The organism is Bacillota bacterium (assembly GCA_023511455.1).
GTDB lineage: Bacteria > Armatimonadota > HRBIN16 > HRBIN16 > HRBIN16 > HRBIN16.
The window spans coordinates 57,064-77,555 of record JAIMBJ010000001.1; the positions used below are offsets into that span (position 1 = coordinate 57,064).

The 20,492-nt window shown below is 56.6% G+C and carries 14 protein-coding genes; 7 read left to right on the top strand and 7 right to left on the bottom strand.

The window, feature by feature from the left end; all coding sequences use genetic code 11:
• Genes K6U75_00230 through K6U75_00240 form a run of 3 tightly spaced genes read left to right on the top strand, consistent with a single transcriptional unit; the run spans position 1 to position 4,735 of the window.
• Positions 1–1,176, top strand: coding sequence for an exonuclease SbcCD subunit D (locus K6U75_00230; protein ID MCL6473465.1), 1,176 nt, complete (start codon positions 1–3; stop codon positions 1,174–1,176).
• The gene (locus K6U75_00235; protein ID MCL6473466.1) at positions 1,173–4,151 is read left to right on the top strand and encodes an AAA family ATPase; all 2,979 of its coding nucleotides are present in this window, start codon (positions 1,173–1,175) and stop codon (positions 4,149–4,151) included. Before K6U75_00230 ends, K6U75_00235 begins: the two co-directional genes overlap by 4 nt.
• Positions 4,151–4,735: a hypothetical protein gene (locus K6U75_00240; protein ID MCL6473467.1), complete on the top strand. Its 585-nt coding sequence runs from the start codon at positions 4,151–4,153 to the stop codon at positions 4,733–4,735. Before K6U75_00235 ends, K6U75_00240 begins: the two co-directional genes overlap by 1 nt.
• 53 nt (positions 4,736–4,788) lie before the next feature.
• Here K6U75_00240 and K6U75_00245 read toward each other — a convergent pair whose 3' ends face one another.
• On the bottom strand, positions 4,789–5,607 hold the full coding sequence (locus K6U75_00245) for a hypothetical protein (protein ID MCL6473468.1): 819 nt from the start codon (positions 5,605–5,607) through the stop codon (positions 4,789–4,791).
• A gap of 41 nt (positions 5,608–5,648) precedes the next feature.
• Positions 5,649–9,119: a DNA polymerase III subunit alpha gene (locus K6U75_00250; GenBank protein ID MCL6473469.1), complete on the bottom strand. Its 3,471-nt coding sequence runs from the start codon at positions 9,117–9,119 to the stop codon at positions 5,649–5,651.
• Between the two features lie 394 nt (positions 9,120–9,513).
• Here K6U75_00250 and K6U75_00255 point away from each other — a divergent pair, with 394 nt between their 5' ends.
• Positions 9,514–10,194 (top strand): Uma2 family endonuclease, encoded by a 681-nt coding sequence (locus K6U75_00255; GenBank protein ID MCL6473470.1) that lies wholly within the window; start codon positions 9,514–9,516, stop codon positions 10,192–10,194.
• 16 nt (positions 10,195–10,210) lie between these two features.
• Positions 10,211–11,470 (top strand): hypothetical protein, encoded by a 1,260-nt coding sequence (locus K6U75_00260; protein MCL6473471.1) that lies wholly within the window; start codon positions 10,211–10,213, stop codon positions 11,468–11,470.
• Between the two features lie 17 nt (positions 11,471–11,487).
• On the opposite strand, the gene K6U75_00265 is transcribed toward K6U75_00260, so the two are convergent.
• Positions 11,488–12,342, bottom strand: coding sequence for an aldo/keto reductase (locus tag K6U75_00265; protein ID MCL6473472.1), 855 nt, complete (start codon positions 12,340–12,342; stop codon positions 11,488–11,490).
• Positions 12,343–12,658: 316 nt separating this feature from the next.
• Between K6U75_00265 and K6U75_00270 the strand changes: the two genes are divergently transcribed.
• Both K6U75_00270 and K6U75_00275 read left to right on the top strand, forming a co-directional pair.
• Positions 12,659–13,306, top strand: a complete 648-nt coding sequence (locus tag K6U75_00270; GenBank protein MCL6473473.1) for a DUF4011 domain-containing protein — start codon at positions 12,659–12,661, stop codon at positions 13,304–13,306.
• Between the two features lie 36 nt (positions 13,307–13,342).
• On the top strand, positions 13,343–16,933 hold the full coding sequence (locus tag K6U75_00275; GenBank protein ID MCL6473474.1) for a DUF3320 domain-containing protein: 3,591 nt from the start codon (positions 13,343–13,345) through the stop codon (positions 16,931–16,933).
• On the opposite strand, the gene trpC is transcribed toward K6U75_00275, so the two are convergent.
• From trpC to K6U75_00295, 4 genes are read right to left on the bottom strand one after another with little or no spacing between them, the layout of a single operon-like run.
• Positions 16,920–17,723: an indole-3-glycerol phosphate synthase TrpC gene (trpC, locus tag K6U75_00280; GenBank protein MCL6473475.1), complete on the bottom strand. Its 804-nt coding sequence runs from the start codon at positions 17,721–17,723 to the stop codon at positions 16,920–16,922. The genes K6U75_00275 and trpC overlap by 14 nt on opposite strands.
• On the bottom strand, positions 17,720–18,748 hold the full coding sequence (trpD, locus tag K6U75_00285; protein ID MCL6473476.1) for an anthranilate phosphoribosyltransferase: 1,029 nt from the start codon (positions 18,746–18,748) through the stop codon (positions 17,720–17,722). The genes trpC and trpD overlap by 4 nt, the downstream gene beginning before the upstream one ends.
• 5 nt (positions 18,749–18,753) lie before the next feature.
• Positions 18,754–19,869, bottom strand: coding sequence for a Xaa-Pro peptidase family protein (locus K6U75_00290; GenBank protein ID MCL6473477.1), 1,116 nt, complete (start codon positions 19,867–19,869; stop codon positions 18,754–18,756).
• Positions 19,870–19,916: 47 nt separating this feature from the next.
• Complete coding sequence (locus K6U75_00295) at positions 19,917–20,489, bottom strand: aminodeoxychorismate/anthranilate synthase component II (protein ID MCL6473478.1); 573 nt, start codon at positions 20,487–20,489, stop codon at positions 19,917–19,919.
• Positions 20,490–20,492: the final 3 nt, after the last annotated feature.

Sequence of the window (20,492 nt, forward strand, 5' to 3'; positions counted from 1 at the left end):
ATGGCACAGGTATTGACTGTTGCCCATATCAGTGATACCCACCTGGGGTATCGTTCCCTGTCTAAGGAAGATGCTAGAACGGGAGTGAACCAGCGCGAGGTAGACGTGTATCACGCTTTTGCCCATGCGATGAAGGCGATACAGGAGGCGTCTCCTGACCTCGTGCTGATTACCGGGGACCTTTTCGATAAGAAGGTGCCGAGCATCTGGTCATTGCGGCGGGCGTTTCGAGTGTTGCGCACGGTTCAGGAAGCACGCGGCGGCAAGCCGCTCATCATCTTGGGGGGGAACCATGATACCCCTCGCACGCGCGAAAGCAGTGCGGTCTTCCCGCTATTCGAGGAGATACCCGGTATCAAATCCGTGTACGGAATGCCGCAGTGGGTGCATCTGCCTGACCTTTCGACAGCGGTGTTTTGCATACCCGCTGCTGGTGTCGTGCAACTGGTAGAACAGAACCTGCAGCCAGAGCCTGACCCGCGGTTCGTTTTTAACATACTCGCAGTGCACGGTATCCTGCAGGGAATGTTCAACTACGATTACACGCCCTTCTTCCTGCCGATGTCGCGCGTGCTGGATGAGCGGTGGGACTACATTGCGCTCGGCGATTATCACGACTTTCGCAAAGTGGCGCGCAACGCGGCGTATGCCGGTGCGACAGAGTTCACCACCACCAACATCTGGAGCGAGAACCGCGAGAAGGGCTGGGTGTGGGTGGAGATCGAGAAGGGCAAGCATCTTGCTATCCGTCACCAACCGGTTCCAACGCGCCGGGTGGTCAGTCTGCCCGATGTGGACACCCTGCAATGCGCCTCCACAGAAGAGGCGATAGAGAAGATACTGGCAGAAGCCAGGCTGGAAGATACCGCCAATGCGCTGGTGCGGGTGCGCATCCTGAACCTGCCCTACTCGGAGCGTGCGAGGGTGCATCGCGCCATCGTGGAGGGAATGGAGAATGCTTTCCACGTACAGGTGGATTTTCGCGCGGCTCCGCGCATCTCACCCTCTGCGGGCGGACAAACATCGGAAACAGGTGTAGCCCAACCCATCGAGGAACGCTGGCGACAGTTTGTTGAGGAACACAAAGGCGAGCTGCCTGTGGAAATCGGCGCGGAGGAGGTCATCTCTCGTGGACTGCAGGCTCTGGGCGCGGTAGGTGAGGGGGTATCCGCATGAAGGTGCATCGTTTACAGCTCACCAATTTCCGACAGTATACGGAGCTGGATCTGACCTTTGAAGACGGCATTACCGCCATTATCGGGGCAAACGGTTCGGGCAAAAGCACCCTGCTGGAGGCAATCTGCTGGTCGTTGTACGGGTCGGATGCGCTGCGCAGCAAGGTAGAGGAGGTGCGCCCGTTGTTTCTGAGCCTGCTGGATGGTGGCTCCCAGAGAGGCAGAGGCACGAACCCGAAGGCGGTGCTGACCTTCTCACTGGGTGGCACTACCTACGAAATCGAGCGCACAGCGCAGGGAGCGCGTCTGTATCGCCTGCAATCGGAGCGGGAACCACTTGCGGACGGCACCACGGCAGTCAACAGCATGGTGCAGCGGTTGCTTGGCGGCATGACCTATCGCCAGTTCCTCACCTCGTTCTTCGCACAGCAGGGCGAGCTGGATTTCCTGAACTTCGACAGGGCGCGTCGGCGCGAGGAAGTACTGCGGATGCTGGGACTGGAACGCGTTACCCGCAGTGTGAAGTGGATGGACGCCGAGCTGGCGAAGGGGCGTGCGGAGCTGCAGGGCAAACAATCACTGCCTGTCAGTCCCGAGGAGGCAAAGGCACGGCTGGAGCGGGCGAGGGAGGAGCTGCAGACGGCGCGCGCTGAGTGGCGAGAGGCTGAGCGGACACTGGAGAAGGCAAAAGCGGACTGGGAGCGCCGGAAGCCAATTGCCGAGCAGTGGCAGGCAAAAAAGACAGCTTACGACAGCCTGCAAACACAGGTGAAGCTACTGGAGCAAACCATCCAGACCCGCCAGGAAGAGCTGAGCCGACTGCAGGGTGAGCTGTCCGAGGCACAGACAGCCCGCGCGCGCCTGGAGGAGCTGCGTCCGCAGGGAGAACGATACAAACAGGTGCGCGAACAACTGCGCCAGCTGGATGACCTGCAGCGATATGAGCAACGTCGCGCCGAGCTGCGGGTACATATAGAGAACCTGACAGTACAGATAAAGGAAAAAGAAACCCAGCTTGCGCAGGCGGAGGCGGAACTATCCCGTGTGCAGAGCCAAAGAGAGGAACTGAACGTTCAGGAGCAGCGCGTGCAGGAACTGGAGCAAAAGGCGAAGCAGGCAGAAGACCTTCAACGCAAGCTCGAGCAGATGGATAGCCTTAAACTGGCTGTGCAGAAGCAGTTATCGGCGCTGGACGCGCAAATCGCCTCTCTGCACAGGCAACTGAAGCAGATAGAGCAGCAGATTGCGTCCACAAAGGGAATCGACACCGAGGTGCAGCGCACGGGTACGCTGGTGCACGAGGCGGAGGCGCGCGTGCGGGAACTGGAAGCCGAACTGGGGCGTTTGGAGAAACAACGTGCCAGCGCCATCGCCAGTGCAGATGCCGAAGCGAAAAGCGTGCAACAGCAAATGCGGGAGATAGAGCGACGTCGCCAGAACGTGGAAGCACTGGGACCCGATGGCGAGTGTCCTGTCTGCACCCGCCGTTTGGGCGAGGAGTACGCCAGTGTGGTGAAGCACTTTGACATGGAACTGCAGGAGGCGGAGAAGCGGTTGCAGGCGGCGCTGAGCCGCAAGGCAGAGGCAGAACGCGATACCGAGGCTATTGAACAGTGCAGGGCAAACCTGGAGGAGGCGCGTACCGACCTGCAGCAATATCGTGAGCAGCTCGCGCGATTGCAGGAGCAGATTCGCCAGCGGGATGGCTGGCTGCAGGAGGTACAGAACCTTCGCCAGCAAATGGATGAACTGTCGCAGCAGCGCGAACAGGTGGCGTCCACTTACAACGCCCAGGAGCACGAGCAGATACGTCGTCAAGTGGATCTACTGCAGCCCATTGTGGGTCAGGCAACGGCAGAGAGGCAGGTTTGGCTGGACCGCCTCAGCCGATGGCAGCGTGAAAGTGCGCAGGTACAGGACACGGTGAAGCAGCTGCGCACTGCGCTGGAACATTTTACGAAGTCGATGCGTACCGCCGAAGCCGAGATGCAGCAGCTACCGTCGGGCTACGATGCGGCACTCCATGAACAGCTGCGCAAAGAGCTGGTCGACCTGCAGCCGGCGTGGGATGAGGCGTTGCGATTGTACGCTATTGCAAAACGACTGGACAGCCTGCAGACGCGCCACAGCGAACTGCAGAGCGCTTTGCAATCTGCATCGGAGCATCTGGAGCAAACGCGCCAGAGATTGCGGGAACTGGCTTACGACGAGCAAGAGTACCAGCACGTCATGAGCCAGTTCGAGCAGTGCGAGAGCGTGCTGCGGGATGCCGAAACGCAGGTGCGCGTCCTGCAGGAACGGGTACAGCAGCGGGAGGGGCAGGTGGCTACCCTCGAGGAGCAATGGCAGCGCTTGCAGGAACATCTGCGCGAACTGCATGAGTTGCAACGCGCGGTGCGCCGCGATGAGACCGTGCGCAACTGGCTGCGCAGTTTTGCCGACCTGTTGAACGGTGAAGTGGTTCCGGAGTTACAGGAGCGCGCGGGTGAGCTCCTGAACTTGCTAACCGACGGGCGCTACACGCAACTGCAGATTACCGAAGAGTTCGAGTTCACGCTCTACGATGAAGACCGCCCCAAGCCCATCATTTCGGGTGGAGAAGAGGACATCGTGAATCTCAGCCTGCGCCTGGCAATGGCAGAGATGATATGCGAGCGTAGCGGTCAACCGTTAGGACTGCTGGTGCTGGACGAGGTGTTCGGCTCGCTGGATGCTGACCGCCGCGAAAATACCCTGCAGTTGCTGCGCCGCTTGCGTGACCGTTTCGAACAGATTATCATCATCTCGCATATCGAGGAGATACAGGCAGGCGCGGACCGCGTGTTGCATGTGGAGTACAATCCCAGTTTGCATCGCAGCACCGTGCGGGAGATGGACCTCTTACAGACCGTGGATATCCTGAGCGAGGAGCCTTCTTTGATAATGGCAACCTCTGAAGCCGTCTCGCAGGGGTGGGGAGGGCTGTTTGACGTCTGATGGATGAACTCAGCAAGCGACGCAAATGGCGACGCTGGCTGTCAATCATTGAGGCAGAGAACCAGCGCCTGCAGGAGGACCATCGGCTGTATACGGAACTGCGCGAGCATCTTCGGGAAAAACCAGAGTGGATTTCGTGGATAGATACCCTGTACCTGGTAGGGGTATCTCTCGCCCTGCGTCGCCTGGTGGACGCCAACCCGCGGCACCGAACGGTCTCGCTGGTCAAGCTGCTGACAGAGATGGAGACTCATGTGGAGTGCCTGTCCCGCCGCCGTGTGCTGCTTCAGGCGAAACCGGCACAACGTGCAGAAATTCATGGGTTTTTTGACCGAATCGCAGGTGAAGGCGCCACCACGATTCCCCCGTCGGTGATTCGGCAGTGGCGGGAGGAGTTCAAACACCTTGCTGCGCCTTTCCGGGCGTGGGTGGACCATCGCATCGCCCACTACGATTTGTCTGTGGACTGTCCTCCTCCCGACAGAGCGCAAGTCGAGCAGGTTCTACAGTGGTTATGTTCACGCCTCGAGATTGTGAAGGTGTTGCTGGTAGTCCATCAGACCGATTACCATGCATCGTCATAAAAAGAGCCCCTCGCATTGTGCGAGAGGCGTTGAGGGGGGAGCACAAAAGAGCCTTACACGCACCGGACAACAGCGTTCCCGGTACCGATAATTCCCTGATAACTCAATACCTGCACTTCCCGTGCTTGTTGGGCAAAGCCCGATAGCACCGCCAGGTGGTGCATCCCGCCAACCGGTTGCGCCCGCGCCGACAGCAGGGGGTCCAGGTTCAACAGGTCGTTCCACGCCCGGCTCTGCAGAACACGCAGTACCTGCTCATCGTGTTTCTTTCCTTCGGGCGATACGGCGGTAATCTCGCGATGATCCAATCTGCCGGACAGCCCGCCTACTGCCAGCAGGGCAACACGCTTGCCCCATGCTGCGGCAGTTTCCGCAAGCACACGTCCCCAACGGTAGCTGTCGCGCAGAGATAAGGGGCAGATACTGAGTGGTATCACTTGCATCTGTTCGTTTAGCCGAAGGGCGCGTAACGCCACTACCGCGCTGACGTCCATTTCGCACCGCTCCGCCACCAGTCTTACCGGCAGGGAGGCATCTGCCCCTCGCTCTACAAGTAGCTGCGCCAGCTGTGGGGCGCCATGATAACTGTATGGTATGATTCCGATAAAGTTTTCCTCACAAACCCCAGCATATTGTGTGCATGCTCCCACATTGAAAGCATCGGGGGTTACCCATCCTGCCGAAACCACCAGTAGCACCTGTGTCATGCTCTCTGCCAGTTCTTCGGAGACGCGGCGGAGGGCATTATGCAAGGACAGAAAACTGGGTGCCAGTTCCTCGTCCAGTAATAGGGACTGCGCTGGAATCACGTAGCTGCGCAGTGTTGCCGGACTACCCAGTGACGGCTGTTCCAGAGTAGTAATCTGATACACTTTTGCGCTCCTCCATATACAAATAGTGTATAAAGCGTGGTCTATTGAAGCCAGACGCTGTCGCGTCCAACGATGCGTACCAGGTCCTGCTGAGTGTCATCGCTGACATCCACGTTCAGGTGCGAGACCACCCGATACCGCTGTCTGCCGGAATCAACGTGCAACACCAATCGCGCCTCGCCCGGATGTCTGGTGAGAATTTCTCGCAACACCCGCAGCGCGGGGCGGTGGGCAGGCGTCAGACGGATATGCAGTGTGCGGGCAGATGGTTTTCCGTTGCCGTTACCGTTGTTTGGTGTGCTACCGTTAGTCAGGGCGTGCGCCTTTTCACATACCAGTTCGACCGGCGCCTGTGTTTCACCAGACTCCGGGTCCTCCGCACGCCAGCGATCGCGGTGTTTGACCCTGCCTTCGATAACCACTACGCTGTCTTTGACAAGCAGCGATTTGTTTTCTTCGAACACCTTGGGGAAGACGGTGGCAGAGACGGTTCCGGTGAGGTCTTCCAGAGTGATTGCTGCCATGCGGTCGCCTCGCTTGGTTCGCAGAGGACGTACATCAGTAATGACCCCGGCGACGCGCACCTGTGCACCGTCCGCCATCTCATTGAGGTGGCTGCAGAGCACCACCCCCAGCTGCTTCAGGCGTGTTTGCAGGGAACGCAGGGGATGGTCTGCCAGATAGACACCCAGCAGTTCCTTCTCAAAGGCGAGTATTTGCTCGCGCGGGAATTCGGGCACGCTCGGCAGGGCAGGTGCCTCCACTTCCTGCATCTGCCCCCCTGCGAACAGTGATTCCTGCCCGATGCGTCGGTTGTGTACGGCGCGTTGCGCCGCCGTCCATGTATCGTCTAGACCAGATAGCAATTGGTTGCGGTTGGGTACCAGAGAATGGAACGCACCCGCCTGGATAAGCGTTTCCGCCGTGCTCTTGCCGAAGTTGCCCTGCTGCTCCAGTGTGCGCACACAGAAATCAAAAAGGCTGGTGAACGGTCCATCTGCCCGCGCACGCAGGATAACCTCTACCGCTGCCTTTCCCACGTTTTTGATAGCCCCCAGCCCAAAGCGAATGGCTCCCTCCTCCACGGTGAAGTCCACATCACTGCGGTTGATGTCCGGGGGCAATACCTGGATGTTGCGCCGCCGACACTCCTCTACATACTGCACCACTTTGTCCTGTTTATCGAGGTGCGCTGCCATGAGGGCGGCAAAGTATTCTACGGGATAGTTCGCTTTCAGGTAAGCGGTCTGGTAGGCGACCATAGCGTAGCACACCGCGTGCGCCTTGTTAAAGGCATAGCCCGCGAACGGCTCGATCAGCTTGAAAAGCTCTTCTGCCTGTTGCGCGTCGATACCGTTGCGCACCGCGCCTTCGATAAACTTGGAACGCATCTTCTCCATATCTTCGGATTTCTTCTTACCCATAGCGCGGCGCAGGATATCCGCCTGCCCGAGGGTAAACCCGGCGAGCGTGCGCACGATTTGCAACACCTGGTCCTGGTAGACGATGACACCATAGGTCTCTTTGAGAATCGGTTCCAGCGATGGGTGCGGATAGACGATGGGCTGTAATCCCAGCTTGGAGCGGATATACTGGGGGATATGGTCCATTGGACCCGGGCGATAAAGCGCGACCATCGCTGCCAGCTCGCGCACGTCGGTCGGTTTCAACTCTGCGATGTTGCGCCGCATCCCCTGCGATTCCAGCTGGAACACACCGGTGGTATCTCCCTGTCCGAGCATCTCGTAGGTTTTGCGGTCATTCAGCGGGATGCTGCGCAGGTCGATGCGTTCTCCTCGCGTCAGCTCGATGTTTCGCAACGTTTTGGCAAGGATGGTCAAGTTGGTCAACCCCAGAAAGTCCATCTTCAGCAAGCCAATCTTTTCCAGCGAGCCCATGTCGTACTGGGTCACCGGTGGTCCGTCGCTTACCCTTGCCAGAGGGACGTGCTCTGCCAGTGGGTCGCGGCTGATGACTACCCCGGCGGCATGAGTGCTCATGTGTCGGGCGACCCCTTCGAGACGCCTGGCGATTTGGATGAGTTCTTGCAGTTTGGGCTCGCTGGCGACTAATGCTTGCAGTTCGGAGTCTTCCTGCAGGGCTGAATCAATAGTCACCTTTGGCCCCGAAGGGATCAGTCGGGCGAGGTGATCCACCGTTTGTGCAGGGATGCCCAGTGCCTTGCCAACATCGCGTACCGCTTGCTTGGCGCCCAGCGTCCCAAACGTACCGATTTGCGCTACCCGGTCTTTGCCGTATTTCTCGGTGACGTATTGAATCACCTCATCCCGGCGCGTATCTTCGAAGTCCATGTCGATATCAGGCATCTGCACGCGCTCGGGGTTCAAGAAGCGCTCGAATGTCAAGCCGTAATAGAGCGGGTCGATCTCGGTGATGCCGATGCAGTAAGAGACCATGCTACCGGCTGCGGAGCCACGCACACCAAAGAAAATCCCCCGGTCGCGGGCAAACTGAGCGAAATCCCGCACGATGAGGAAGTACGGGGCAAACCCGGTTTTTTCAATGACATCCAGCTCGTACGCCAGCCTTTGCTCCACTTCAGGAGTAACCGGGTGGTATTTGCGTCTCATCCCCTCCCGGGCCAGATGCGTCAGATAGCTGATGGCTGTGTGCCCTGCAGGGAGGTCCGGCTCGGGCAGATGCACCCGCCCGAAGTCCAGACGCAGGTCCACCATCTCTGCAATGCGCAGAGTATTTTCCAGCGCCTCCGGGTGTTCGGGAAACAGCTGAGCCATCTGTTCGGGGGTTTTCAAGTAGAATTCGTTGGAGCCATAGCGCAGGCGGTCTTCATCCTGTATCGTTTTGCCCGTCTGGATACACAACAGCACGTCATGCGCACGGGCGTCTTCCGCGGTCAGGTAGTGTACGTCGTTGGTACATATCAAGGGGACACCGAGTTCACGAGAGAGTTTCACCAGTCCGTCGCGGATGGCCCTCTGCTCGCTCAGCCCGTGGTCCTGCAGTTCGATGAAGTAGTTCTCTTTGCCGAAGAGGTCGCGGTAGAAGCCCGCGATGCGCAACGCCCTGTCGTAATCGCGGTTAATCAGCGCCACACAAACCTCACTGCTCAGGCAGCCGCTGGTAGCAATCAATCCTTCGCAATATTCCTGCAGTAGCTCGTGGTCGACACGCGGTTTGTAGTAGAAACCTTCCAGCGATGCAATAGTGCTTAGGCGTATCAGGTTCTTGTAGCCTGTGAGGTTTTTCGCCAGCAGAAGCAGGTGGAAAGCCGAAGAGTCCTTGCGTGGGTCGCGGTCAGTGCGCTTACGGGGTGCTACATACACTTCACAGCCGATGATAGGTTTGATGCCTGCTTCAAGGCAAGCCTCGTAGAACTCGATGACACCGCTCATGACGCCATGGTCGGTAATCGCCAGAGCAGGCATCCCCAGATTGGCTACTTGCTGCACAAGCGGTTTGATGCGATTTGCCCCATCCAGCAGACTGTATTCCGTATGCGTATGCAGATGCACAAATCCCGGTCGCGACATCGCTTTTTGACCCCCGGCTCCCGTTCCTGCGAGGCTCAGCCCAGTGGGCTGGGAAAAAGTAGATAAAAGTCAGCGCAAACAACATGTAGTAATATTGTATCGCTACTCACACAATATATTGTGTTGTCCTTGCCATGCGCAGATATTCTACACAATCTGGAGCGCAGTTGTAAAGGGGTTTCGAGAGGCTTTGAAGAAAATTTTTTTTGCCAATCCCTTCTGCTTTCTCGTGGCATGGCGGAACTCGCTATACCCCTTTTGAACATTCACCGTTGTCGCCGGGATTCCTGCCTGCGACCGCGGTTCATTGACTCGGCAATCGCTTTGGTGGTAGTATGGTTTGTGGAGTAAGTCGCCCTATTGCCGAATCACGGCTGCGGCAGGAGGTTTTACTATGTCGGTAACCGTATCCAAGTCCCCGCCCGAAGGGGTCCGTCGCCTCCGCATGAGTTATGAGCAGTTTCTGGCGTGGAGCCAAGAAGATACCCATGCGGAATGGGTAGAGGGGGAGGTTATCGTCTTTATGCCACCGAAAGATAGACATCAGGATATCGTTCAATTTCTGGTCGCTCTGCTGAGCAGCTATGTGAGTTTTTATGGGTTGGGTAAGGTTCGCTCTGCCCCCTTTGAGATGCGTTTGGAACGCTCCGCGCGGGAACCCGACATCCTGTTTGTTTCTCAGGCGAACCTGCACCGCCTCACCGCCGAGCGGCTGCAGGGGGCTGCCGATTTGGTGGTAGAGGTGGTCTCGGAAGAGAGCCAGCAACGCGACCGCGTGCAGAAGTTCGGGGAATACCAGTCTGGCGGGGTGCGCGAATACTGGCTGATTGACTCGCGCCCGGAGGTGGAACCGGAGTTTTACGTGTTGAACGACGCGGGCAAGTTTGAGCGTGCAGTGTTAGAGGACGGCGTGTTTCGTTCGCGCGTGTTGGTGGGCTTCTGGTTGCGAGTGGAGTGGGTGACCGCTGCGGAGATGCCAGAGCCGCTGGGCGTTTTTGCGGAGATAGTGGGGTTGCCAGAAGAGGTGAAGCAGACCCTCCGCCGGATTGCACAGCAAGGACCGCAAAGCCTGTGAGAGGAGACGACGCAGCATGACTCCACGCGAGCGATTCCGCGCTATCGTTCGCGGACAGCAGCCCGACCGGATGCCATACTTTTATGGTGGTCCTCGCGCGTCCACCTTCGCTGCCTGGCGCAAGCAGGGACTTTCCGAAGAGCAGTACCGCCACTGGAGTGCGTTCATCGGTGAGGAAGGCTTCACAGGCATCGGCAAGTTCGACTGCGGACCTATCCCCCGCTTTGAGGAGCGGGTGCTGGAAGAGCACGGCAACGTGCGCATCTGGATCGACCATTGGGGCGTGAAGCGGATGGATGCTATCCATCAGCCCACCGCGGGTTTCGCCACCAGACGATACCTGGAGTTTCCCGTAAAGACATCTGACGACTTCGAGGAGATGAAAAAACGCTTCGACCCACATACGCCGGAACGCACTATCCCTCTGCCCGGTGAGAACGAACGCCCCACCCTGAACCCCGACGGCTACCGCGTGTATCAGGCGACCGTCTGCTGGCGCGACCGCGTGGAGGAGTGCAACCAGAGCGAAAATCCGGTTTCCCTTGTCGTTCCCGGTTTGTGGTGGACGGCGCGGGACTGGGCGGGCTTCGAAGGGCTTTGCATGATGTGCGTGGAACAGCCGAACTTAGTGCATGAGATGATGGAGTACTGGACGTGGTTCATCACGGAGCTGTTCGACGAGCCCCTGCGGGCGATCAAGGTGGACCTGGTGATTCTGAACGAGGATATGGCGTTCAAAACGCACGCCATGATTTCTCCCTGCATGATGCGCGAGTTCATGCTGCCCCGCTACCGTCGGCTGTACCGATTCTTCAAGGAGCGCGGGGTGGAGTGCGTCATGATGGACTCCGACGGCTACATCGGGCAGATTCTGGACGTGTTCCATCCCAACGCGCTGGACGGAAGCACTCCGGTGGAGATTGCGGCGAACAATGACCCCGAGCGTTACCTGCGTCAATATCCCCACCTGTTCCTGATGGGCGGCATCGACAAACGGGAGCTGATGCGCAGCAAGGCAGAGGTGCGCCGGGAGGTGGTGAAACGCTACCGTGCCGCCCGAGAGCTCAGTCGCTATATCCCTACCGTAGACCACGGCGTACCACCTGACGTACCCTTGCGCAACTTCCTGTACATGGTGGAGCTCATCAAAGGCTTTGCGCAGGGTGAGGATTTGGATACCTACGAGCCTCCCTGCGTCCTCGAGCGCCAGCTGGGACCGATCGAAGAGATGTTCGACCCGCTGAAAGCCATCGAGGAGGCGTATGGGGAGGAGTAAGCGCAATCACTCCTCCGTCAAGGCCACTCGTGGTATATACTGGCTACCTGCATCGCGAACGGCTTCGCTCGCTCCTCAAGCTGACGTCGGGCTTCGCGGAATAGTGGTCGGAAGTTTCTGGCAGCCTGCACCAGTTCGCGCAGTTCGCGCAGGGAGTTGGGCAAAATAACCGCTGTGTGGACGGGATGGCTCATCGTGTAGCGGAACAGCTCCTCTACCGAGAACCGCCCATCGCCCACCAGTCTCCCAACGCCCATTACCTTCATCACCGCCAGACCTATCTGCTTCTGCACGGCGAACTCCAGAAACTCGCGAGCAAAGGTACGGGGGTGATGCGGCTCCGCCGGGTTCAAGGGGAACAACACCATGTCAAAGGGAAACCGTTCGAGCATTGTCCTTAAGACCCTCGGGTCATTATGCCCCGAGACGCCGATGTAGCGCACTATCTTCTGTTCCTTCGCCTGCTGGAAGGCTCGCATTGCGCCGTTCGGGGAAAACAGTTGCTCTACCTCGTGTGGGTAGGAAACGTGGTGCACAATCCACTGGTCCAGCCTGTTCGTGCGCAGGCGGCGGAGGCTTTCCTGCAGCTCAGGCCAGGCTCCATCGTAATCGCGGCGTGCGCTCTTGGTGCTGAGGAACACCTTATTGCGGATGCCCTGTATGGCTTCCCCGAAGATGATCTCGCTGTTGCCGTTGGCATACTGCACGGCGGTGTCTAAATAGTAGACGCCTGACTCTATCGCTTCGCGGATGATGGCGACCGCCTGCTGACGGCGGTTGAGGTCTTGCAGCACGCCCGCCCCACCCAGCGCCAGGATGGGCATCTGGATGCCCGTCTTGCCGTAAACACGAGTAGGAATAGTGTTTTTCATGGTTATAGTGTACCCTGCGAACGGGCGGAAAAGTCTTTCCTGAGCAGGTGTCAAACGTCACAAAATCCTTCTTTGCCATAGTCACATCCTGTTGCACAATTACAGCAATCACATGGTGCGGTTATTAGAAAGTCAATGATGTTTACCACCCTAGGAGTGCAGCCATGCTTGCTCTGTTAAGGAGATAGAAGGGGGAATAGGTAGGGAATGATGTCAGTCGCTTGGTAGAGTATTGACGTTTTAGACGCAACATTACTATAATGTGCGTTAGGGCACGGTGAAGGTCAGACGTAATTACGAGCGAGGAGAGACTTCTGTGGACGACATTAGTCTTATTAGGCTGCGCATCGAGAATGCTCGGAAACGCCTCATCGACCTTAGCCTGAGGAATAGGTTTTTGAACTATCGGGTCGGTAGCCGTGCAGCAATTGAGATTACCGATGTAGACCCGGACTCTTTGTACAACATGTTAGTTCAAGAAGCGAAGTCGTTGAAGCTGCTACCTCAGAATGATGACGAATTGGATTTAGCGGACCTAGATACTAGAAGTTCTAACCCAACTACAGCGAAAAAGCTGCGGGTGAAGGAGACAGAAAAGTCACTCGAGAACAAGCTGTTAAGATTTTACCGGGAGTCCCGTACGATTCAGGAAGAACAGGGTATCAACCTTCTCTTCTTAGCGTTGGGACTTTTACAGTGGTTTGAAGCGGATGGTGAACAGATAGCCCGCTATGCACCAATGTTGTTGATCCCAATTACCATTGAACGTACTACGGCAAAGAGTTTCACCCTTAGCCATGACGGAACAGAAATCGTTAGCAATCTGTCAATGATCGAAAAAGCAAAAGATTTCGGTATCAGGCTTTCTGAGTTTGACCAGGAAGGCGGTAGCGTGAGTAATTACTTTAATCTCATTTCCAGGCAAGTTTCTTCGTTGAAACAATGGACAGTCATACCGGGGTAGGCCGTCATTGGTTTCTTTAATTATGCGAAATATGTAATGTTCAAAGACCTGGATGAGAACAATTGGAAACCGGGTAGTAAGCCGGAAGAGCATGAGATAGTGCAGATATTATTTGGCGACAATGAACATCCTAGCCTATGTAACGCAATCGAACTTAGTGGTAACCTTGATGAAATACGCCCAGTAAAAGGTTCACTTGAAGTTTATGACGCAGACTCATCGCAGCTCGAGGCCATTGTTCAGGCAAAGAACGCCAAGCCAATGATTATAGAAGGTCCGCCCGGAACTGGTAAATCGCAGACAATTACAAACTTGATCGCTGAAGCCGTGTATGAGGGGAAGAAAGTGTTGTTTGTCGCGGAAAAACGTGCAGCGTTAGAGGTGGTAGTGCGAAGATTAGATGAAGCTAGTTTGTCACAGATGTGTATTGAGCTTCATAGCAGTAAGGCGATTAAGAAATCCTTCTACGAGAGCCTAAAAAGGACGATAGAGTACGAGACTAGTTCAGTCAAGGGGATTCAACAGCAGCTCCAAGAATTAGAGCAGGTCCGAATGAAGCTTAATGAATACTGCTCAGCGCTACACACCCCTGTATCTCAGTATGGTGTCAGCCCATATCAGTGCGCGAATGAGTTGATTAAATTGGGAGTGAGGGCGAACGGACGGAGACCTCTTCGCTTCACGATGATGAAGGATTGGGATTTGAACACCTATCAGTCCGTGCGTGAGATTGTTCAGAGATTTGAGACATACAGACAACGCTATGGGGTACCTGTGCGTAACCCATTTTGGGGTAGCGAACTTCGAAGCATATCCTCGGAAGTGCTCGAGGAGGTACGAACACGCGTTAAGACGACGTTGGAGCGGTTGCAGAGGGCTGAAGACACACTACAGCGCCTACGCTCCTATTCAGAATTAGACATTGACCTGCGCGAAGTCGTTCGCTCTAACAGGTCCTCGTGGGAAGAGAAACTACCTCAAATCCGTCTTGCTGTCCACTCGTTCGGCCGCCGTTGGTATCGGTTTGCTGTTCCTGCCTTTTTGATTGCTAGCATCGATTTAAGCCGGCTCCTAAGGCGACGGGCGCCTATGAACTCTGAGGTACTTTTGAAGATTGTTTATAGCGCACTATCTATCGTGGAATATGAGAGCGAATTAGAAGCACTGTGTGACCTACTACAGGCGCAGGTCATTAGGCAGCACCTCTCTTCTTTACCTTACAGCGAGCAGATGGTAAAGCTGGAAGAGTGGAACAATTGCATATCGGACTTGGGACATCTTGTACGTTTCAACTGTTTGACCGATGACGCGCAAAGGGCGGGTGTCTCGTGGCTAGCCGATTTGGCAAAAAGCGGTGCTGTATCTCTCTCTGAGTTCGACTGGACATGGTATCAAGGAATATTCGATGAAGCGCTTAGCCAACGACCGGTGCTTCGGAAATGCGAGCCAGAAGACTACGCTGATTTAACGGCAAAGTTTAAAGAGTTAGACAATCTACTGCTACAAATTAACCGGCTACGCGTTGCAGAAAAGCACGCTTCGCAAATCCCCCGATACAGGGGGGCAGGAAACCTCTTGATGCTTCAGCGCGAAATCAGGAAACAACGAGCACAAAAGCCTGTTCGCAGGATAATGAGTGAAGCTGGCGCTGCAATACTTGATATCAAACCAGTGTTTATGATGTCCCCCCTATCGGTGGCGTTATATCTTCCTCCGAACAGCGCGCAGTTTGACTTAGTCATTTTTGATGAGGCAAGTCAGGTGAAACCAGAGGACGCACTTGGTGCTATTCTTCGTGCCAAACAAGTCGTAGTGGTTTGCGATAGTCAGCAGCTTCCCCCGACGACGTTTTTTGACAAGTTGGTTGAGGACGATATCTCGGAGGCTGAACAGGAAGAGGACATAACGGGCGGCATCGAAAGCATCCTTGACATGGCTTGTGCGGCCTTGCCCCCTAGGCACCCATGGCACAGACTTTTACGTTGGCACTACAGAAGCAAGCATCACTCACTCATTGAATGTTCCAATCGCCTCTTCTATCGCGATCGGTTGGTGATACCTCCGAGCAATCTGCTTATGTGCAAGGAGCTTGGTGTGGTCTTCCATCCGGTACCTGAGGGTGTTTATGAAAGGGGACGAACTAGAACGAACAGGGTTGAGGCTAGCAAGGTGGCAGATGCTATCATTGAACACCTGAAACACTCGTGGAACCTTTCACTAGGGGTTGCTGCCTTTAGTGTCGCCCAGCAACACGCTGTTGAAGATGAACTAGAGATGCGTAGGCGAGACGACCCAGCCCTCGATACAATGCTTTGCGAATTTGACAAAAGGCATCTGCACGAGCCGCTATTTATTAAGAACCTCGAGACTATACAGGGCGACGAGAGAGATGTCATTTTCATCAGCGTGGGCTACGGCAGGGATGAGCAAGGGAGTCTTTCAATGAACTCTGGACCGCTTAACAAAGAAGGGGGTGAACGAAGGCTAAATGTACTCATAACTCGCGCGAGACACCGCTGCGAAGTTTTCAGTGGCATCCGTTTCGTAGACCTACGAATGGATGATTCCTGGCCGAAGGGGGTCAGGGCACTGTATACCTTTCTCAGGTATGCTGAGACTGGAGATTTGGACGAACCACCTGTAGTGGAAAAGGAACCTATGTCGCCGTTTGAGGAGGATGTTCTAAACGTGCTGCGTGAATGGGGGTATGAAGTGAGACCGCAGGTAGGCACTGCCGGATTCTACGTAGACATCGGGGTTGTGAACCCCCTGAATCCGGCTGAGTATATTTTAGGGGTCGAATGTGATGGCGCACAATACCACTCTTCGCGCAGCGCCAGGGATAGCGACCGCCTCCGCCAACAGATTTTGGAGCAATGGGGTTGGCAGATACACCGGATATGGAGCACAAGCTGGTATAGGAATAACGAACACGAGCGGCAGCGCCTGAAAAAGGCTGTAGAGGACGCAATCAACCGTGTCTCGGAAGTTAAGGTGTGGTCGGTCCCTAAACACGTTCCTGAAAAAAGAGACGAAAACCCAGTTATTCCCGTAGTGAACAACGGAGTAAGCCAAACAACACCTTCTCGCGACGGCGGTTTGTTCCCTGATTATCGTTTTGCTAATATCGCAAAACTGTCAATCACAAGTACAACTGCATTGTCTAGAAGTGTGGTTATGGTTGCTAAGGAAGAATCCCCTGTGCATATTGAGGAGCTAATTCGCCGGATACGCGAGGCTGGCGGCTATGCACGTGCAGGAACCAAGATTCGAAGCGACATCATGGCTGCTCTAAGGGCAGTTGAGCGAGCTGGAAAAGTCATCTGTGACGGCGAATTCGTGTGGATAAAGCCTCAGAAAACACCCGTGCCCCGCAATCGGAGTAACATGCCTCCTCAGTACAAGAAAATAGAATATATCCATCCTGAAGAACTTCGGCAGGGTATACTATATGTTGTGAAAAACTCTTACGGGATTGAGGCAACCGAGTTGGTCAAAGAGGTTATCAGGATGTTTGGTTTTGAAAGGACAACCTCGAACATGCTTAGAACGGTACAAATACAGGTAGAATCGCTTATCAGTGGAGGAAAGATTATCAACGATAATGGCGTACTCAGACTGACATAGCCGATGTTGTAATGGACACGAGTTCCCGCAACTTCTTCCCCACGTCCTCAGCGCGCATGAGCGATTCGCCGACCAGCACAGCGTGTGCCCCAGCCTGTGCGACGCGCCGCACATCTTCTACCGAATCGATACCGCTTTCGCTGACGATAATACTCCCTGGGGGTATCATCGGGGCGAGGCGTTCGGTGACCTCCAAGGTGGTGTGGAAGGTGGTCAGGTCGCGGTTGTTAATGCCGATGATAACCGCACCCGCGTCCAGCGCGCGTTGCAGTTGCACCTCTTTGTGCACCTCGACCAGCGCATCCATACCCAGCTCGCATGTAAAGGCAATCAGCTCGCGCAGTTCGGCATCGGTGAGTGCCGCCACAATCAAGAGAACGGCATCTGCCCCGGCGACGCGCGCCTCCACCACCTGATATCGGCTGATGAGGAAGTCCTTGCGCAGTAAGGGCACGTCTACCTGCTGGCGGATGGCACGCAGATAGTCGAGATGACCCTGAAAGAACCGCTCGTCCGTCAGCACGCTGATGGCGCTGGCGCCATGCTCGGCGTAGACTCGGGCGATATGCAAGGGGTCAAAGTCCTCCCGCAGTACCCCTTTGGACGGCGAGGCTTTCTTGACCTCGGCGATAACCGCTATCCGACCGTCAGCTCGTTGCAGGGCATGACGAAAGGAGCGCACCGGGGGCGCACCGGATAGCTGTTTCTCCAGCTGGGAGAGGGGCACGCGCAACTCGGCTTCGGCAACCTCCTGACGTTTGTGAGCCAGGATGGTGTCCAGAATCGTCACCTGCCTGCCTCCTGCGTGAACTGAATGTAGCTTTCCAGCACCTGCATGGCTTTGCCGGAATCGATGATTTCCCCAGCGACCTGAATGCCCTCGGCGATGGTCTGAGCCGCACCGCCGACAACGAGTGCCGCCCCCGCGTTCAGGAGCAGAAGGTCACGTGCAGCCCCTTTTTCTCCGCTAAACAGGCGACGTATCATCTCCGCACAGGATTGCGGCGAGTCTGGCGCGCTCACCTCCTCTGGCGAAGCACTCCGCAAACCGAATTGCTCGGGGGCGATTCGCTCTTCGCGTATCTGCCCATCCTGTACATGCACGATGATAGTCTCACCCAGTGTGGAAAGCTCGTCCAGACCGGGCTCACCGTGCACCACCATCGCGCGCTCCGTGCCCAGCTCCCGTAGCACCTCCGCAATCAGCCGGGTGAGACTGGCATCGAACACGCCAAGCAGCTGGCGCGGCGCTCCGGCGGGGTTGGTTAGCGGACCAAGGATGTTGAACACCGTGCGCACGCCCAGCTCCTGTCGGACGGGGGCGGCGTACTTCATCGCAGGGTGATGCGCCCGTGCAAACAGGAAACCGATGCCGATGTCATCAATCGCTTGCGCCACCTTTTCGGGAGGAAGGTCCAGCCGGCATCCCAGCGCTTCCAGCACATCCGCGCTGCCGCACTTGCTCGTCACGGCACGGTTGCCGTGCTTTGCCACGGGCACTCCCCCTGCGGCGGCGACAAACGCTACCGCCGTCGAGACGTTGAAGGTCTTCACCCTATCCGCGCCGGTGCCGCAGGTGTCTATCAGTTCCGCTTTTCGCTGGGGATGCACCGCCACGGCATGGCGGCGCATGGTCTCGGCACAGCCGGCAATCTCTTCCGCCGTCTCGCCTTTCATGCGCAGCGCGACCAGCCAGCCGGCGGTTTGGGCAGGCGTTGCTTGCCCGCTGATGGTGGCTTCCATCAACGCTGCCGCTTCGGCACGCGTCAGGTTCTGCCGCTCGATGAGTTTGGCAATCGCTTGTTGAACGGTCATACCTGCTATCCTATCTCCCGAATATGGGGTGTGGGTTCCGAGTTCAGGGACTGACAGCCGTCCGCCGTTACCACGACGACGTTCTCAATGCGCACTCCGAATCGCCCCGGCAGGTAGATACCCGGCTCGACGCTGAAGCACATACCCTCCTCCAGTATCTGCTTGTTGCCTTTGACGATGTAGGGAGGCTCATGGACGGACAACCCGATGCCATGTCCCGTACGATGCACGAAGAACTCGCCGTAGCCGGCCTTCTCTATCACCGTGCGTGCGGCGGCATCTACCGACTCTGCAGTGACGCCCGGTTTCACGGCAGCGCGCGCGGCGTAGTGTGCGTCATAGACAATCTTGTATATCTTTTGTATCTCCGGAGTTGCCTCGCCGATACACACGGTGCGCGTCACGTCGGAGTTGTAACCGTTCAGGCGTGCCCCGTAGTCAATAACGACTACGTCTCCCGGATGTAGCACCGTCTTAGTCGTGCGGTAGTGGGGCTGGGCGCTATGCTTGCCCGCCGCGACGATGGGTAATCCGAACGCCATCTCAGCGCCTTGCGCTTCCACTTCCGCCTCAATGGCGCAGGCAACCTCCCATTCGGTGTTGCCCGCGGCGCACAATGCCAGTCCCGCCGCGAAGGCATTATCCGCGTAGCGCGAAGCCTGTGTCATATGCCACAGCTCGTCCTCGTCTTTGCGAATGCGCGCCGCTGCCCAGATTTCAGTGCCCGGGCGATACAGGGCAGTGGGCAGTATCTGCTGCAGCTTCAGCAGAAACAACGCTGGCAGATCCTCGTCGATGGCGATGATGGCGGTGGCGAGGTCCATTTCCTGCGCCACCTCGCGCAAAACGGGCTCCACGCCCTCATGGTCTTCCCACACCCGAATGTCGCCGACCCCGAATGCCTCCTGCCGCGCGCTCTCTGCGCTCAGCGCGGGAACGACCAGAGTCGGTTCACCCTCGGCGGGCACGAACAATGCCATGAAACGCTCGTGCGCTGGCTCCACGAAACCGGTGAGGTAGTGCATATTCACCGATGGCGCGGCAATGAAGCAGTCTACCCCCTCACACAACATCGCCTGTTGCATCATCGCAAGGCGATGATGAAGAACGTCAGCGTTCATCCTTGTCCCCCCTCCATGCTCTTCATCAGGACACAACAAACAGCATATTATCCCGAACGCATGTTCAGGAAATTGCGCAGCAGGTCTTTGCCCGGCTGCGTCAGGATAGATTCCGGATGAAACTGCACCCCTTCAATCGGGAACTCTCGATGCCGCACGCCCATAATCTCTCCGTCATAGGTCTCCGCTGAGATTTCCAGGCAATCCGGCAAACTTTCGCGGGCGATCACCAGCGAGTGGTAGCGGGTGGCTTCAAATGGATTGGGCAGGGAACGAAACACGCCGCGCCCATCATGGTAAATCGCGGAGGTTTTACCGTGCATAATCTGTTGCGCCCGCACGATCTCTCCACCGAACGCCGCGCCAATGCACTGATGTCCCAAACACACCCCGAGAATGGGTACTTTGCCTGCGAAACGTTGTATCAGGGGCACCGAGATGCCCGCCTCTTTCGGCGTGCAGGGGCCCGGCGAGATGACGATGCGCTCGGGCTGCAGTCTCTCGATCTCCTCCAGCGTGATGGCATCGTTGCGGTAAACCTTCAGGTCTGCACCCAGCTCGCCGAAATACTGCACCAGATTATAGGTGAAACTATCATAGTTGTCGATAATCAGTAGCATCTC

Coding starts and splice junctions, on each gene's coding strand:
- K6U75_00230 (MCL6473465.1), top strand. CDS start 1: ATGGCACAGGTATTGACTGTTGCCCATATCAGTGATACCCACCTGGGG.
- K6U75_00235 (MCL6473466.1), top strand. CDS start 1,173: ATGAAGGTGCATCGTTTACAGCTCACCAATTTCCGACAGTATACGGAG.
- K6U75_00240 (MCL6473467.1), top strand. CDS start 4,151: ATGGATGAACTCAGCAAGCGACGCAAATGGCGACGCTGGCTGTCAATC.
- K6U75_00250 (MCL6473469.1), bottom strand. CDS start 9,119: ATGTCGCGACCGGGATTTGTGCATCTGCATACGCATACGGAATACAGT.
- K6U75_00255 (MCL6473470.1), top strand. CDS start 9,514: ATGTCGGTAACCGTATCCAAGTCCCCGCCCGAAGGGGTCCGTCGCCTC.
- K6U75_00260 (MCL6473471.1), top strand. CDS start 10,211: ATGACTCCACGCGAGCGATTCCGCGCTATCGTTCGCGGACAGCAGCCC.
- K6U75_00265 (MCL6473472.1), bottom strand. CDS start 12,342: ATGAAAAACACTATTCCTACTCGTGTTTACGGCAAGACGGGCATCCAG.
- K6U75_00275 (MCL6473474.1), top strand. CDS start 13,343: ATGTTCAAAGACCTGGATGAGAACAATTGGAAACCGGGTAGTAAGCCG.
- trpD (MCL6473476.1), bottom strand. CDS start 18,748: ATGACCGTTCAACAAGCGATTGCCAAACTCATCGAGCGGCAGAACCTG.
- K6U75_00290 (MCL6473477.1), bottom strand. CDS start 19,869: ATGAACGCTGACGTTCTTCATCATCGCCTTGCGATGATGCAACAGGCG.
- K6U75_00295 (MCL6473478.1), bottom strand. CDS start 20,489: ATGCTACTGATTATCGACAACTATGATAGTTTCACCTATAATCTGGTG.